At 62.2% G+C, this 15,462-nt stretch carries 14 protein-coding genes; 1 reads left to right on the plus strand and 13 read right to left on the minus strand.

The genetic code is table 11. The features are described 5' to 3' along the window. Positions 1 to 129: 129 nt before the first annotated feature. The 13 genes from R6254_RS08020 to R6254_RS08080 all read right to left on the minus strand — a co-directional run bounded on the left by R6254_RS08020 (position 130) and on the right by R6254_RS08080 (position 13,332). Entirely contained in the window at positions 130 to 987 is an 858-nt protein-coding gene (locus R6254_RS08020) for a pseudouridine synthase (RefSeq protein ID WP_318405817.1), read from the minus strand. A gap of 75 nt (positions 988 to 1,062) precedes the next feature. Beyond that, positions 1,063 to 1,770, minus strand: coding sequence for a two-component system response regulator KdpE (gene kdpE / locus R6254_RS08025; RefSeq protein WP_318405818.1), 708 nt, complete (start codon positions 1,768 to 1,770; stop codon positions 1,063 to 1,065). Between the two features lie 65 nt (positions 1,771 to 1,835). Continuing rightward, positions 1,836 to 4,541, minus strand: a complete 2,706-nt coding sequence (locus R6254_RS08030; RefSeq protein WP_318405819.1) for a DUF4118 domain-containing protein — start codon at positions 4,539 to 4,541, stop codon at positions 1,836 to 1,838. A 71-nt stretch (positions 4,542 to 4,612) separates the two neighbouring features. Then, the gene (locus tag R6254_RS08035; protein ID WP_318405821.1) at positions 4,613 to 5,455 is read right to left on the minus strand and encodes a TorF family putative porin; all 843 of its coding nucleotides are present in this window, start codon (positions 5,453 to 5,455) and stop codon (positions 4,613 to 4,615) included. 203 nt (positions 5,456 to 5,658) lie between these two features. After that, positions 5,659 to 6,054 (minus strand): hypothetical protein, encoded by a 396-nt coding sequence (locus R6254_RS08040; RefSeq protein ID WP_318405822.1) that lies wholly within the window; start codon positions 6,052 to 6,054, stop codon positions 5,659 to 5,661. Between the two features lie 132 nt (positions 6,055 to 6,186). After that, positions 6,187 to 7,131 (minus strand): magnesium transporter CorA family protein, encoded by a 945-nt coding sequence (locus R6254_RS08045; protein WP_318405823.1) that lies wholly within the window; start codon positions 7,129 to 7,131, stop codon positions 6,187 to 6,189. A gap of 21 nt (positions 7,132 to 7,152) precedes the next feature. Further along, the gene (locus R6254_RS08050; RefSeq protein WP_318405824.1) at positions 7,153 to 7,314 is read right to left on the minus strand and encodes a hypothetical protein; all 162 of its coding nucleotides are present in this window, start codon (positions 7,312 to 7,314) and stop codon (positions 7,153 to 7,155) included. Next, positions 7,304 to 7,645 carry a hypothetical protein gene (locus tag R6254_RS08055; RefSeq protein WP_318405825.1) on the minus strand — a complete coding sequence of 114 codons (342 nt, stop codon included), beginning with the start codon at positions 7,643 to 7,645 and terminating at the stop codon, positions 7,304 to 7,306. The genes R6254_RS08050 and R6254_RS08055 overlap by 11 nt, the downstream gene beginning before the upstream one ends. Positions 7,646 to 7,654: 9 nt before the next feature. Continuing rightward, positions 7,655 to 8,227 carry a potassium-transporting ATPase subunit KdpC gene (kdpC, locus tag R6254_RS08060; protein WP_318405827.1) on the minus strand — a complete coding sequence of 191 codons (573 nt, stop codon included), beginning with the start codon at positions 8,225 to 8,227 and terminating at the stop codon, positions 7,655 to 7,657. 9 nt (positions 8,228 to 8,236) lie between these two features. Then, positions 8,237 to 10,324: a potassium-transporting ATPase subunit KdpB gene (gene kdpB / locus R6254_RS08065; RefSeq protein ID WP_318405828.1), complete on the minus strand. Its 2,088-nt coding sequence runs from the start codon at positions 10,322 to 10,324 to the stop codon at positions 8,237 to 8,239. Positions 10,325 to 10,348: 24 nt separating this feature from the next. Further along, positions 10,349 to 12,148, minus strand: coding sequence for a potassium-transporting ATPase subunit KdpA (gene kdpA / locus R6254_RS08070; RefSeq protein ID WP_318405830.1), 1,800 nt, complete (start codon positions 12,146 to 12,148; stop codon positions 10,349 to 10,351). Between the two features lie 85 nt (positions 12,149 to 12,233). Continuing rightward, positions 12,234 to 12,332, minus strand: coding sequence for a potassium-transporting ATPase subunit F (locus tag R6254_RS08075; RefSeq protein WP_318405832.1), 99 nt, complete (start codon positions 12,330 to 12,332; stop codon positions 12,234 to 12,236). Between the two features lie 274 nt (positions 12,333 to 12,606). After that, positions 12,607 to 13,332 carry a Crp/Fnr family transcriptional regulator gene (locus R6254_RS08080; RefSeq protein WP_318405833.1) on the minus strand — a complete coding sequence of 242 codons (726 nt, stop codon included), beginning with the start codon at positions 13,330 to 13,332 and terminating at the stop codon, positions 12,607 to 12,609. Positions 13,333 to 13,496: 164 nt separating this feature from the next. Here R6254_RS08080 and R6254_RS08085 point away from each other — a divergent pair, with 164 nt between their 5' ends. Further along, entirely contained in the window at positions 13,497 to 15,443 is a 1,947-nt protein-coding gene (locus tag R6254_RS08085; RefSeq protein ID WP_318405834.1) for an AMP-dependent synthetase/ligase, read from the plus strand. The last annotated feature ends 19 nt before the right edge of the window (positions 15,444 to 15,462 follow it).

Raw genomic sequence — 15,462 nt, forward strand, 5'->3', positions numbered from 1 at the left:
CGTCAGGGCGGCTGCCAGCCGGCGAAACACCCACCATGGCGCACGAGGTGGCGGACAACAGGCGAAAAAAAGGGGCCCAAAGTGGCCCCGGGAATGAAAAGCGGAGTTGATCCCGCCGGCTCTTGGGCCTTAAAACCGTTCGTGCGGCGCCAGGTAGCGCCACTGGCCCACTGGCAGATGGCCCAGGTTGACATGGCCGATGCGCACACGTTTGAGGCCGGTGACAAACAAGCCAACCTGTTCACACATGCGGCGAATCTGGCGTTTTTTGCCTTCCTTGAGCACAAAACGCAGTTGTTCGGGGTTTTGCCAGCTGACCTGGGCCGGGCGCAAGGCCTGGCCGTCCAGGCTCAGGCCGTGGCAGAGCAGCGCCAGCTTCTCGTGCGGAAAGGCGGCTTGCACGTTCAGCGTTTCCGGACCGTAGCTGACACGCACCAGGTACTCTTTTTCCATCTCCGAGTCTTCACCGATCAGCTGGCGCGCGACACGGCCGTCCTGCGTCAACACAAGCAAACCAATCGAGTCGATGTCCAGCCGGCCGGCCGGCGCCAGGCCGCGTAATTGTTCATGGCCCCAGCGCATACGGCTGTTGCACTCGCTCCAGCGGTTTTGCGGCTGCACCAGCACCACGGCCGGTTCGTGGCCGTCTTCGGCCTGGCCGCTGACGTAACCCACGGGTTTGTTGATCAGGATGGTGACTTGCTGGCGCTGCTGCTGCTCGGCTTCGCGCGCCACCTCGATCCGTGCGTTGGCGGCCACCGGCTGGCCCATCACCGCAGGCGCGCCGTTGACACGGACCCAGCCGCGCGCAATCCAGTCGTCGGCTTCGCGGCGCGAACACAGGCCGAGTTCGGCCATGCGTTTGTTCAAACGGATGGTCGCGCCGGTCGAGGGCGGGGTCGCCGGGTCGGCCGCGCGTATACGCGTGGCGGTGGGGGCGGCCGGAGAAAGGGGTTTGGGCGCTTTGCCAGGCGGTAGGTCGGACATAAATTCACTATCTATTTTATAGCTGCTTGCGCCCGTTGGTATTGGGCTAAAGCCTTGTTTGGCATATAAAAACGGTCAAGTGGGCAACAGGCGGTAACCCACGGCCGTTTCCGTCAGCAGATGTTGTGGCTGAGCCGGATCGGCCTCCAGCTTCTGCCGCAAGTGTCCCATGTAAATGCGCAGGTAGTGGCTTTGCTCGGCGTGTGAGGGGCCCCACACCTCCCGCAGCAGCTGGCGATGTGTCAGCACCCGGCCGGCATTCGCCATCAACACGGTCAGCAGGCGGTACTCGGTGGGCGTGAGGTGAACCTCGGCACCGCGGCGGCGCACCAGCCTGGCCTGCCGGTCCACCTCGACCTCGCCAAAACGAAACACCGGATCGGCCTCTTCCGCCTCGCTGCCGTCGGTGGCGGCGGCCCGGGGCCGGCGCAGGTTGGCGCGCACCCGGGCCAGCAGTTCGCCCACACCAAACGGTTTGGTCAGGTAATCGTCGGCGCCGGCATCCAGTGCGGCGATCTTGTCGGCCTCGTCGGCACGCGCCGACAACACGATGATGGGCACGCCCGACCAGCCGCGTACATCGCGGATCAGGTCCAAGCCGTCACCGTCGGGCAGCCCGAGGTCGAGCACCAGCAGATCGGGCTTGCGTGTGCCGGCTTCGGTCAGGCCGCGCTGCGCGGTGTCGGCCTCGTGCACTTGCCAGCCCTCGGCCTCGAGGGCGCTGCGGACAAAGCGGCGGATTTGCGGCTCATCTTCGATGACGATAACAACAGGATGAGACATGGTCAGAGTTTAGGGCTTGCACCGCGGCGGCCGCGTGTGATGCCCGCGGGCCAAAGCGGCGTGATTTAAGGTTCTTCGGGCGCCGGTGCAGGCGGGGCACGACGTGGCAGGGTCAGAACGAATTCTGCGCCTCCGCCAGGGCTATTGCCAGCCACAATCCGGCCACCGTGCGCATCAACCACGGCTTTGCAAATGGCCAGCCCCAGACCCACGCCCGGGGTAGAGGACTCGGACTGGCCGCGGGTGAATTTATCGAACAACTCGGCTTCGCGGCCGCGCAGCGCGGCCGGCAAGCCCGGCCCCTGATCGCGCACGCTAAGCACCAGACTGTCCGAGGTGACGCGGGCCGCGATTTCTATCGGCGGCGCGCCATACTTGGCGGCGTTTTCCAGCAGGTTCACCAGCACCCTTTCCATCAGCACCGCGTCAAACTCCACCAGCGGCAGATCCGGCGGCACATCGGTGTGTACGGCCAGGCCGCCCAACGCATGTTGCGCGGCGCGAATCGCCGACCCCACCACCTCCTCGACCGACTGCCACTCGCTGCGCAGGTTCACGCCGCCGTTTTGCAAACGCGCCATGTCCAGCAGATTGGTCACCAGGGCACTCAGTTGGCGCGCCTGCTGCGTCATGGCCTGGGCCATCTCGGCCTGTTGACCCGTGGGCAACAAACGTTGCAACGATTCGGCCAGGCCGATCAGCGCCGTCAGCGGCGTGCGTACATCGTGCGAAATCGCCGCCAGCAAGGTGTTGCGCAGCCGCTCCGACTCCATCTGCACCACGGCCTGCTGGGCAATGTCCACGTAATGCACACGCTCCAGGGCAATGGCGATTTGCCGCGCCAGGGTGTCGAGCTGCTGCATTTGTTCGGGAACCAGCAGCCAGCGCGCCTGCGCGGGCTTGAGCGCCAACACACCGCGCACCCGCATGGGCGCCTTCAGCGGAATGTAATGCCAGGACTGCGCCGACAAGGTGGACGTGGCCAGGCCCGCCGCCTGGGTGTTGCGAAATGCCCAGTCGGCGACGCTGGGATCAAAGTCAGAGGGCACGTCCTTGTCAGGCAGGACCAACTGGTCATGCGCATCGGTGGCCAGCATCAGCGCCTGTCCGCCAAAATTGCGCCGCACCGCCGCCTCGCCCAGTTCGGCCACCTGCGAACCCAGCAGCGCCGCCGACAGGTCGCGGGTGAGCTCAAACAGCGACTGCGCGCGGCGTTCGCGGCTGGCTGAAATACGCGCCTGAAACCGCAGGCCTGCCGTCAATTGCCCGGTCAACAGGCCGACCACCAGCATGACACCAAACGTCACCAGGTACTGCACATCACTGACCGCAAGCGACAGGCGCGGCTCGACAAAAAAGTAGTCAAATGCGGCCACATTGAGAAACGCCGCCAACGCCGCCGGGCCGCGGCCAAACCTCAGCGCGACCAACACCGTGCCCAGCAAAAACAGCATGACGATGTTGGCCTGGTCAAAAAAGCGGAGCAGCGGCAAGGCCAGCAAGGTGATGGCCGCACTGCTGGCCGCCGCCCAGGCATACGGCGGCAGGCGGCCGTGCCAGGCCGTGGCATCGACGTCGTCTTCGCTGCGTGTTGTGCTGCGCACCAGCCGCCGGGCGCTGTCGGCATGGCCCACCTCGACGATGTCCAGCGTGGGCGCCAACGTGGCCAGCCGGCGCGTCATCGTGCGCCGACTCCACCAGGCGGACCAGCCCGACAGCTGCGGCCGTCCGACCACCAGGGTGGCGCAGTTGAGCAACTGGGCTTGCGCCACCAGTTCGGCCGCCGCATCACCGCCGGCCAGAACGGCGGTGGCCGCACCCAGCTCTTCCGCCAGCTTGATCACCGCCAGCACCTTGTCACGCGGCGCCACGCCGCGGCGTTGCAAACGCGGCGTCTCCACATAAGCCGCATACCAGCGCACATTGAGCTGGCCGGCCAGCCGCGCCGCCGTACGCACGGTCTGCTCGGCCCCTTCACGTGGGCCGATGCAGGCCAGGATGGCCCCTTCGGTGTTCCACACCGGCGCGATAGATTTTTCCACGCGGTAGCTGCGCACGTCGTCTTCGACATGTTCGGCCGTGCGCCGCAAGGCGATCTCACGCAAGGCAATCAGGTTGCCCTTGCGAAAAAAGTTTTGTGCCGCACGTTCCGCCTGCTGCGGCAGGTAAACCTTGCCGGCTTTCAGCCGCCCCATCAACTCGTCGGGCGTCACGTCGACCAGGATGATTTCATCGGCGGCGTCCAGCACCGTATCCGGCACCGTCTCATGAACACGGATGCCGGTGATCGCGCCCACCGTGCCGTTCAGGCTTTCGAGATGCTGGACATTGATCGCCGACCAGACATCGATGCCGGCCTCCAGCAACTCCTGCACATCCTGCCAGCGTTTGGCATGGCGCGAACCTTCGACATTGCTGTGCGCCAGTTCATCCACCAGCAAGACCGCGGGCTTGCGCGCCAGCGCCGCGTCCAGATCGAACTCCTGCAGGCTGCGGCCGCGGTAAGCCACCTGGCGCAGCGGCAATTGTTCCAGCCCCACCAACAACTCTGCGGTTTCGCTGCGCCCGTGGGTTTCCACCACCCCGACCAGGACTTCGCGACCGGCCCGGCGTTCACGCTGGGCCGCACTCAACATGGCGTAGGTTTTGCCCACGCCGGCGCTGGCGCCGAAATAAATGCGCAACTTGCCGCGGCGCGCGCGCTCCTCCTCGCCACGAAGCTGCTCCAGGAGCTGGTCCGGGTCGGGTCTGGCGTCTGGGCTAAGCGCCATAAGAGGAAATCGTGCGTGTCACATGCATGGCTCGAAAGCGTAACACCCCGGCCTGCGCCGGGGCGTTTGTTTTAGAACGTTTTGCTGGCCGAAATGACCAGCGCTGTTTTTGCCAGCTTTTTCGGGTTCGCGCCAGCCGAGTTGGTCGCCTGGTAATACTTGCTGTCGGCGTCGGCACCGACCACCGCCAGGTTCAGGGTCACACCGGCGAATTCCTTGGCCACGGACACTTTGTAGTCGGTGTAGGACAGCTCGCTGTAGCGACGCACGCTGGTGTGGCCGGCATGTAGCCCCAAGGTGACCTGGTTGCCCAGATCAAAGCTGTAATTCAGGTCCAGGTAAGTTGTGCCCTTGGAGTCACCGCGCGCTGGCAAGGCGTTGAAATACGCGTAGCCGGCGGTTGTGCTGTTCAAACCAAAATAGTCGGTGACCGCATACGACAGTTTTGCGTTGAAGACGCCCTGCGTCAAGCCGAAATAAATTTCGGTGTTGTCGTATTTATTGCCGGTTGGCGTCGCCGGTGCACTGTTGAGTTTGGCGCCGGGGTACATGTAGTGCAACACGCCCACATCGCCGCTCAGGTTCTGGGTCAAGGGAAAACGGTAGCCGCCGTAAAGATCCACTTCCAGCCCGGCGCCATTGTTGTAGGAGTTGGACGAGACGCTGGAATTCCAGTTGCCCAGGTAAAAGCCGCTGGCATGGGTGTAATCAAAACCGCCCTGGATGGCCGGATGACGGTAACTTTGCGAAATGCCGCGGAAGCGGTAGTCGGACACCGCGGCGATATTGCCGGTGAGGGTGTGCGGCGATGCCGGCTGGTCGGCAGCGGTAGCGGCGCTTGTTTGCGCATGTGCGGCGCCCAGGGTGCACAACAGGCCTGCAGCCATAGACAACAGGTGTTTTTTCGGGATCATTCAATTTCCTTGGTTAAAAAAAGGGAGCGTTGGCGTTTAAACACCAACAAAGGGATCACAGGTGGTGGCCAGAAGCGACCGTGACCTAATCTTGGTGTCGACGAGCTTGGCGGGTTTGCCGTCTGCCTTGCCACCACACGATGCACCAGGCAAAGGTCAGCGGCAACACAAAGGCGGCCAAGGCACAGACGAGTCGCAGCAGTTCAGAATCCATGGATGTGCACAACCTTGGCGTGTTCCCGATAAGGCTTCACGCACGGGACGGCGCAGGCGACCACGCCGCCAATTTCGCCGCAAAGCAGGCAAGCCTGAATCCGCGCCATCACGGCAGCCACCTGTCCCGCCGGAAAACGAATTTCCAGCTTGACACGGTTGTCACTGGGCATGGGAAAACAGCGAAGAATGGCGGTGCCCGGGCAGGCCAACAAGGCCTTGCGGGCTTGCAACACATCCTTGCTGGCCACCATCACACCAACCAGCTCAAAACGCGGGTTGGCGGGCGGCCGAGGTGTGGCCATGGGCTCATCAGAAAATACCTTGCTGAGGCCGCGGTGCAGGACACCGGCGGCCGGAGAAACTCGGGCGGAAAAAATGCTCATCATTGACTCCAAGGTCTTGCTGCCTGAAACGGCAAACGCGACAGATGAAGCATAAAAAATGCGCCGTAAAAACGGGGACAAAACTCCGTGGCGCCGTGGAAAAAAAGCGTAAAGATCGTCACGCCCACGTTTTTACTTTCGCCGCTGCCGCTTCTCCAGCACGCGTACCAGCCCATGCCAGCTGCCCCAGCCCAAGGTCACCATGGCGATGCCGAACAGCGAATAGGCGATGCGCCAGTCGATGCCCTGGGTCATCATGCTGAACTCGGACATGCCACCTATGCTGGCGATCAGGTTGAGCGGCAGGAAGATGATGCTGATCAGGGTCAGCTTCTTCAGCAACACGCTGACGTTGTTGTTGAGGATGGTGCCGCGCGCATCCATCAGGCCAGCCACCACATCGCTGTAGATACGCGCCTGCCGGGCGCACTGCTGGTTGTCGACCGTCAGGTCGTGTAGCGTGGCGATCTGGCTGGGGTTGAGCTGCAACCTGGGTGCATGGGCCTCCAGCTTGGCCAGCACGCCGCTGTTGGCCTCGATGGCGTTGATGTAATAAATCAGGCTTTCACCCAGCACCAGCATCTGCAGCAAATACTGGTTGTCCATCGAGCCGGTGATCTTGGTGCCGAGTTCTGCCGTGATCTGTTTGATCACCTTGAGGTGGCCCAGGTAGTGGCGTATCGTCTGTTCCAGCAGCTTCAGCAAGACATCCTCTGCCGAGCCGCAACGCTGGAACTCCCGCGCCGTGAACGACGGCGCGTCCTCGCCCACAATCACGATCAGCCGGTCCTGGTGCAGAAACAGTCCCATGGAGCCCACGTCGAAACGCAGCTGTTCTGCAATGGACACGTTTTTCGGTTGTTTCCAGATCATGGACACACAGTCGGCCGAAAAATCCACACGCGAAATTTCGTCGGCGTCCAGCGCGGACTCCAGCTCATGCGGATCCAGGGACAGGCGCTCGACGACCTCCTGTTTTTCCTTGGGGTCGGGTGCGGTGTAAAGCAGAATGTCCACGCGCTCGCCCGCCGTGGCGGGAAGCACGGCACCCGGAACAAAAACGAAGCCGGACTTCATGGCATGTCCTGCCTGATCGGGCTACTTGGGCGACCGCGGGAGAGCCCGCCCGCGCGCAGGGGAATGGCGGTTTTTCTGCTGCTTTTTTGCGCGGCCGTCCTGCCACGCGAGGAAGCGAAGCACCGCCAGCGTCAGCCCAAAAACGACCCAGACGCCCAGGTCGCGCAGCCATTCAGAATCCATGGGTCAGGCCATGGTTGGTTAAATGACGCCGCCAGGAGTTCAGTGCGCCCATCTCGCCGCTTGGGATACGGGTCATGAGCACATGCATGATCTCTGCCACCCGGTTCTCGGGCAAGAGAATTTCCAGCCGCACCAGGCTGTCATGCGGCCGCGGCACGCAGCGCAGGACGCCGGTATCGGGGCAACCCGCCAGCAGGCGGCGCACCTGGAAAGCCTCACAACTGGGGACGGTGAGTTCCAGCACCATGAGCCTTTCAGGCCGCCCGCGCTCCTCCGGCGCCTGGTTGAAACGGCTTGCACCGAAGGATTCGCGATAAGCGGCGTAAGCCATGATGTCCTTTTAGGAAAGAGTCTCCAACGCCAGATTGAGCTTGAGCACATTCACACGCGATTCGCCGAAAAAGCCCAACAGCGGGGTTTCAGTCTGCTGCTCGACCAGGGCTTGCACCTTCTCTTTCGAAACATTTCTGGCCTTGGCCACACGCGCCACCTGGTAGGCAGCGGCGGCCGGGCTGATGTGCGGGTCCAGCCCGCTGGACGAGGCGGTGACCAGGTCCACCGGCACGGGCGCCGTGTTGCCCGGATCAACTTCCTTGAGCGCGGCGATGCGGCCTTTGACGGCATCCACCAGCGCCGGGTTCAGCGGGCCCTGGTTGGCGCCGCTGGACGCCGAGGCGTTGTAAGGCATGGGTCCGGTGGCGGATGGTCGGCCCCAGAAGTTTTTGGGATCGCTGAAGTTTTGCCCGATCAGGCTGGAGCCGACTGGCTTGCCATCACGCAGGATCAGGCTGCCGGCGGCCTGCTCGGGAAACAAGGCCTGGGCCGCACCGGTGACCACCAGCGGATAAGCCACGCCAGTGATCAGGGTCAAGGCGCCAAACAACACCAGGGCGGGACGAAGAATATTTTTCATGATTTTTCCTTAAACGAGGTTCATGGCCACGAGCAACATGTCGATCGCCTTGATGCCGATAAATGGCACGATCAGACCGCCCAGGCCGTAGATAAGCAGGTTGCGGCGAAGCAGCGCAGCGGCCCCCACGGCGCGGTACTTGACACCCTTGAGCGCCAGCGGAATCAAAAACATGATGATCAGCGCGTTGAAAATAACCGCCGACAAAATGGCGGAATTCGGGCTGCCCAACTGCATCACGTTCAGCGCTGACAGCTGCGGATAGGTGGTCACAAAAATCGCCGGAATGATGGCGAAATATTTGGCCACGTCGTTGGCGATCGAAAACGTGGTCAAGGAGCCGCGTGTCATCAGCAGCGCCTTGCCGGTCTCCACCACTTCCAGCAGCTTGGTCGGATTCGAGTCCAGATCCACCATGTTGGCCGCTTCCTTGGCCGCCTGGGTGCCACTGTTCATGGCCACCGCCACGTCGGCCTGGGCCAGGGCCGGAGCGTCGTTGGTGCCGTCACCCATCATGGCCACCAGCCGGCCTTCGGCCTGGTACTGGCGAATCAGCTTGAGTTTGTCTTCGGGCGTGGCTTCGGCCAGGAAGTCGTCCACACCGGCTTCGGCGGCAATCGCTGCGGCGGTGAGTTTGTTGTCACCGGTGATCATCACCGTCTTGATACCCATGCGACGCAGCTCACCAAAACGCTCCTTGATACCGGACTTGACGATGTCTTTCAGCTCCACGATACCGAGCACGGTGTTGCCGTCAGCAACCGCCAGCGGCGTGCTGCCACGGCGTGCCACCTCGTCGGCAACGCGCATGACCTCCGCAGGCATGTGGCCGCCACAAGCCTCCACATGTTTGCGAATCGCGTCAACAGCACCCTTGCGCAGGTGACGCAGGCTGCCGTCGACTTTTTGGACATCGACGCCGCTCATGCGGGTTTGGGCCGTGAACGGCACGGGGTGGGCGTCGCCCACCAGGGGCTGGGCGGCATTGAGCTTTAGCGCCAGCGTGGCAATGCTGCGGCCTTCCGGCGTTTCATCGGCCACCGAGGCCTGCATGGCGCTGGTGGCGAGTTTTACTTCCGACACGCCCGGGGCGGGCAGGAAGCTGGAGGCTTGACGGTTGCCATGGGTGATGGTGCCGGTTTTGTCCAGCAGCAGCACATCCACGTCCCCCGCAGCCTCCACCGCACGGCCGGAGGTGGCAATCACATTGGCCTGCATCATGCGGCTCATGCCGGCCACACCAACGGCCGACAGCAGGCCGCCTATGGTGGTCGGGATCAGGCAGACCAGCAGAGCGATCAAGGCGGTGATGCTGACCACCGTGCCAGTGCCCGCGGCTTCAACGCTGAACATCGAAAACGGCAGCAGGGTCACCGTGACCACCAGGAACACAATGGTCAGCGCCACCAGCAAAATCGTCAGAGCGATTTCATTTGGTGTTTTGGCGCGTTTGGCCCCTTCGACCATGCTGATCATGCGGTCCAGGAAGGACTCGCCGGGGTTGACCACGATACGCAGCACCAGCCAGTCGGACAACACCCGGGTGCCGCCGGTCACGGCCGAGAAGTCGCCGCCGGACTCACGCACCACGGGGGCCGATTCGCCGGTGATGGCACTCTCGTCCACCGTGGCCACGCCTTCGATGACTTCGCCGTCCAGTGGAATCATGTCGCCGGCCTCGACCAGCACGACATCACCCTTGCGCAGGTTTTCGGCCTGATCCGGCAGCCAGGCGCTGCCATGGAAGGGTTTGCCGGCGCCAACCTGGAACTTCTTGGCCCAGGTGCTTTTCTTCAGGCTGCGCAGCGAGGCCGCCTGGGCTTTGCTGCGGCCTTCGGCCAGCGCCTCGGCAAAGTTGGCGAACAACACGGTGAACCACAGCCACAAGGCCACGGCCAGGATAAAACCGGCCGACGCCTCGCCCTGGCCCTGCAGGGCTTGCAGCCCCAGCAAGGTCGTCAAGATGCTGCCGACATAGACAACAAACATCACCGGGTTGCGCCACTGCACACGCGGGTTCAGCTTGGAAAAAGATGCCACGATGGCCGGCTTGAGCAGCGCCGGGTCCAGCAACACAAACGTTTTTTTGGTACTCATATCAGTTACTTCTTTGTCTTGCAGTTATTGGGCGGGCCACAGCATCAAGTGCTCGACCACCGGCCCCAGTGCCAGGGCCGGCACGTAATTCAGCAGCCCCACCAGCAGCACCGTGCCAATCAGCAGCATCACAAACAGGGGGCCATGGGTGGGCATGGTTCCGGCCGTGACGGGCAGGCGTTTTTTGCTGGCCAGTGCACCGGCAATCGCCAGCACCGGCACGATCACACCGAAACGGCCCAGCCACATCGCCAACCCCAGCAGCGTGTTGTAAAACGGCGTGTTGGCCGAGAGACCGGCAAACGCACTGCCGTTGTTGTTGGCGGCCGAGGTCAGCGCATACAAAATTTCCGAAAAACCGTGCGCACCCGGGTTGGCAATACCGGCCTTGCCGGCACCCGACATGACAGCGATGGCCGTGCCTGCCAACACCAGGATGGGCGTCACCAGGATGGCGATCGAGGTCAGCTTCATCTCATGCGACTCGATTTTTTTGCCCAGGTATTCTGGCGTGCGGCCTATCATCAGGCCGGCAATAAACACCGCCAGGATGGCAAACACCAGCATGCCGTACAGGCCGGTGCCAACACCGCCAAACACCACTTCACCGAGCTGCATCATGACCATGGGCACCATGCCGCCCAGCGGCGTGTAGGAGTCGTGCATGGAGTTGACCGCCCCGCAGGAAGCCGCCGTCGTCACCACCGCAAACAGGGTGGAGGCATTGATGCCGAAACGGGTTTCCTTGCCTTCCATGTTGCCGCCCGCTTGCAAGGCACTGCTGCTCTGGTCCACACCCAGCGGCGTCAGCAGCGGGTTACCCACCTGCTCGGCCGGCGTGATGAGCACCACGGCGATCACAAACATCGCCGTCATCGCGGCCAGCACAGCCCAGCCCTGGCGTTGATCACCCACCACCCGGCCAAAAGCAAAACACAAAGCCGCAGGGATGATAAAAATCGCCAGCATTTGCAACAGGTTGCTCAACGCGGTCGGATTTTCATACGGATGGGCCGAGTTGGCATTGAAGAAACCACCCCCGTTGGTGCCCAGCATCTTGATGGCTTCCTGCGAAGCGACCGGGCCCATGGCCAGGGTCTGCTTGTCGGCTTTCATGTCTTCCATGACAGGCGCGCCCTGGGCATCCTTCAGCAGCTCGCCATCCGCACCCTTTTTCGGCTGCTGGTAGCTGGTGGTTTCCAGTGTCGTGACATCTTTGTAGGCGTCAAAATTCTGGATCACGCCCTGGCCGACCAGGACCATCGCCAGCACCAGCGACAAAGGCACGAGCAGCCAGGCCGTGATGCGGGTGATGTCGACCCAGAAGTTGCCGATCGCGCCGGTGGCGCGCGCCGCGAAACCTCGGAACAAGGCAAACACCACGGCAATGCCGGTGGCTGCCGATAAAAAGTTCTGCACCGCCAGCGCCAGCATTTGGGTCAGGTAACTCATGGTGGATTCACCGCCATAACCCTGCCAGTTGGTGTTGGCCACAAAGCTGATGGCCGTGTTGAAGGCGGAGTCAGGCGAGACATTGCCCATGCCGGCCGGGTTGAGCGGCAGCCAGACCTGCAGGCGTTGCAAGGCGTAAACGACCAGCACACCCAAGAGGTTGAAGGCCAGCACCGCCAGCGCGTAGTGCGACCACTTCATAGATTGGTCGGCCGAGGTGCCGGCCAGACGGTATAGCGGCGCTTCGGCGCGCAACATCCAGTTGGGCAGATGGCCGGTGTTTAAACGCGCGATCCAGATTCCCAATGGCCAGGCGGCCACCCCCAAAATACCGAGAAAAAGAGCCAATAGGCCCCATGCGGACGTACTCATAGGACCCCCACGTTTGCGGCCAAGGCCGCGACACTGCCCCCCGAGGGGGCGTTCACTTGTTTGAAGCGGTTCTGCACGACGTTCATCAAAACTCCTCGGCGCAGATCAGCGCATAAACCAGATACGCCAGCAACGCGATGGCCGTCATGCCACCAAAGCCGTACAGAACTTCAAGGCTCATCATGGCCGGCCTCCTGCAGGCGTCTCAAGCTTGCGAAAACCCCAGACCAATAAAACCATCACGCCCCATAAGGCGGCGGCCAGGGCGATATACGCGATATCCATGAACCTTCTCCAACATAAAAGTAATGGCGCAAGCTTAGGTTTTGGCGCATAAAAACGGGGATGAAAGAGAGGGAGGCTGTATAAAGAAAGCGTAAAAACGCCACACACCGCAGATCGCGCCCAGCCGCAATTCGCTATTGATTCAATAGCTGCTTGCGCCCACCCCTTCTGGGCTACAGGCCTTTTTTATCTATAAAAGCGCTGGAACGAAGCGCCGCCAGGTCCAGCACCCGCAAACCGCCGTATTCAATGCGGATGGTGCCCTGCGCCTCCAGGCTGGCCAGGGCTTCGTTCACCCGCTGGCGTGACAAGCCCACCAGATAGGCCAACTCCTGCTGGGTGATGCGCAGGATTTCACCAACGCCCGGGTACAACACCGGGTTGAACAGCGCCGCCAGGCTGCGTGCCACACGCAGGTCGGGGTTGTTCATGCGGTCAATCTCGCGTGCGGCGATGAACTGGCCCAGGCGTTCGTTGAGCTGGTTCATCACAAAGCGGTTGAACCCAATCGAGTGATCCAGCAGCCAATGAAAAGTGTCCACCGGTAGTCCGGCGACCACACTTTTGCGCAAGGCCTGGATGTTGTAGCGGTAAGGCTCGCGCTTGAGCGCCGTGCCTTCGCCAAACCAGCCGCCAGGCGGCACACCGGTAAACGTCATGGTCATGCCTTGCGCGTTGTCGCTGCTCATCTTGAGCAGACCCTCGACCACGCCAAACCAGTAGGTGACCGGCTTGCCGACACGGCAGACATAGTCGCCCGGCAAGGCGTCACCCACGGTCAACTCGGCCACCGCCTGCTCACGCTCGGCCGGCAGCAGCAGCCCCAGCCAGGGAATGCCCGCCAGCTCATCCACCTCGGGGCGACGGCGACGTTGGTGCAGTGGCAAGTCCAGGCTCATGGCGCGCTCCAGGCAAACAAACAGATGCGGGAAAGTCCGGGGAGGGGTGACCCCTAAATTGTCGTTCAAACGACAACATGGCGTCAAACCCAGGCCTAGTATGCAAGTCATACCCCGACGTGTCTTCCTTGAAAACGTCGCCAACGCTGGAGACAAGGTACCGAATGTTGACCACCTTCCCCCGACTGCTGCTGAAACATGCGAGCGAGCGCCCCGAGGCGCCAGCCATGCGCGAGAAGGAATACGGCATCTGGCAAGCGCACAGCTGGGCCGGCCTGGCCACCCTGGTGGAGCACATTGCCTGCGGCCTGCACCTGGCCGGCCTGCAGCGTGGCGAACACATGGTGGTCATAGGCGCGAACCGGCCCCGGCTCTACGCCACCATGCTGGCGGCCCAGTCGCTGGGCGCGATTGCGGTGCCGCTGTACCAGGACGCGGTGAGTGCCGAATGTGTGTTTCCGATCACCAACGCCGAAGTGCGTTTTGCCATGGTCGAGGACCAGGAGCAGGTGGACAAGTTGCTGGAGATCCGCGGCCAGTGCCCGCAACTGTCAACGATTATTTTTGACGACCCACGCGGCCTGCGCAACTATGAGGAGGCTGGCCTGGGCGCGCTGGATGTGCTGATCGCCGAAGGCCAGGCCTTTGCCCGCCAGCAACCGGCGTTTTTCAAGACGGAGGTAAACAAGGCCCAGCCCGAGGACGTGGCCGCCATGTTTTTCACCTCCGGCACCACCGGCAACCCCAAGGGCGTGGTGCACACGCACAACACCCTGCTCGACCGCGCCCAGGCCGGTGCCGAATTCGACAAACTGAGCAATCGCGAGGAAGTGCTGGCCTACCTGCCGCCGGCCTGGATTGGCCAGAACATCTTCAGTTACGCGCAGTGGTTATGTTGCGGCTACGTGGTGAACTGCCCTGAAAACGCCAGCACCGTCACCATCGACCTGAAAGAGGTGGGCCCCACCTATTATTTTGCGCCGCCGCGTGTATTTGAAGGCCTGTTGACCAGCGTGATGATTCGCATGGAAGATGCGGGCGCTCTCAAACGCAAGATGTTCCACTTCTTCATGGCTGTCGCCAAACGTGTCGGACCGGCCCTGATGGACGGCCAGGCGGTGGGCGCCGGCCACCGCCTGCTGTATGCCCTGGGCCAGGTCATGGTCTATGGCCCGTTGCGCAACAACCTGGGCTTCAGCCGGGTGCGTGTGGCCTACACAGCGGGTGAAGCCATAGGCCCGGACCTGTTTACCTTTTACCGTTCGATAGGTATCAACCTCAAGCAGTTGTACGGCTCCACCGAAACCGCGGTGTTTGTCTGCCTGCAGCCAGACCACCAGGCGCGCGCCGATACCGTGGGGGTACCGATCAAGGGCGTGCAAATCAAGGTCGCCGACAACGGCGAAATTCTCGTCAAGTCCGCCGGCCTGCTCAAGGGCTATTACAAAAACCCGGCCGCCACGGCCGAGGTGTTGACCGCGGACGGCTGGTACCACACCAGCGACGCCGGCTTTCTCGATGCCAGCGGTCATTTGAAAATCATAGACCGCGTGAAAGACGTGGGTCGCATCAAGGGCGGCGCCAACGACGGCGCGATGTTTGCGCCCAAATACGTGGAAAACAAACTCAAGTTTTTTCCGCACATCAAGGAAGTGGTGGCCTACGGCGACGGCCGCGAAAAAGTCTGCGTGATGCTCAACATCGACTTTGATGCGGTGGGCAACTGGGCCGAACGGCGCAACCTGCCTTATGCCGGCTACACCGACCTGGCGCAAAAACCCGAGGTGTATCAATTGATCAAGGAATGTGTTGAAAAAGTCAATGCCGACCTGAGTGTCGACACCTTGCTGGCCGGCTCGCAGGTCAGCCGCTTCCTGGTATTACACAAGGAACTCGACGCCGACGATGGCGAACTGACACGGACCAACAAGGTGCGCCGTGGTTTCATCGCCGACAAATACCAACCCCTGATCGACGCGCTGTACAGCGGCAAGGCCGAGCAGTTTATTGAAACCGTGGTCAAGTTTGAAGACGGCCGCAGCGGCAGCGTGAGCGCCACGCTGAAGATCAGCGATGCCAAAACCTTTGCCCCCGTGAAGGCAGCAGCATGAACAACAAGCGACAACAAGT

Source organism: Polaromonas potterensis (genome assembly GCF_033446725.1).
Classification (GTDB): Bacteria; Pseudomonadota; Gammaproteobacteria; order Burkholderiales; family Burkholderiaceae_C; genus Polaromonas.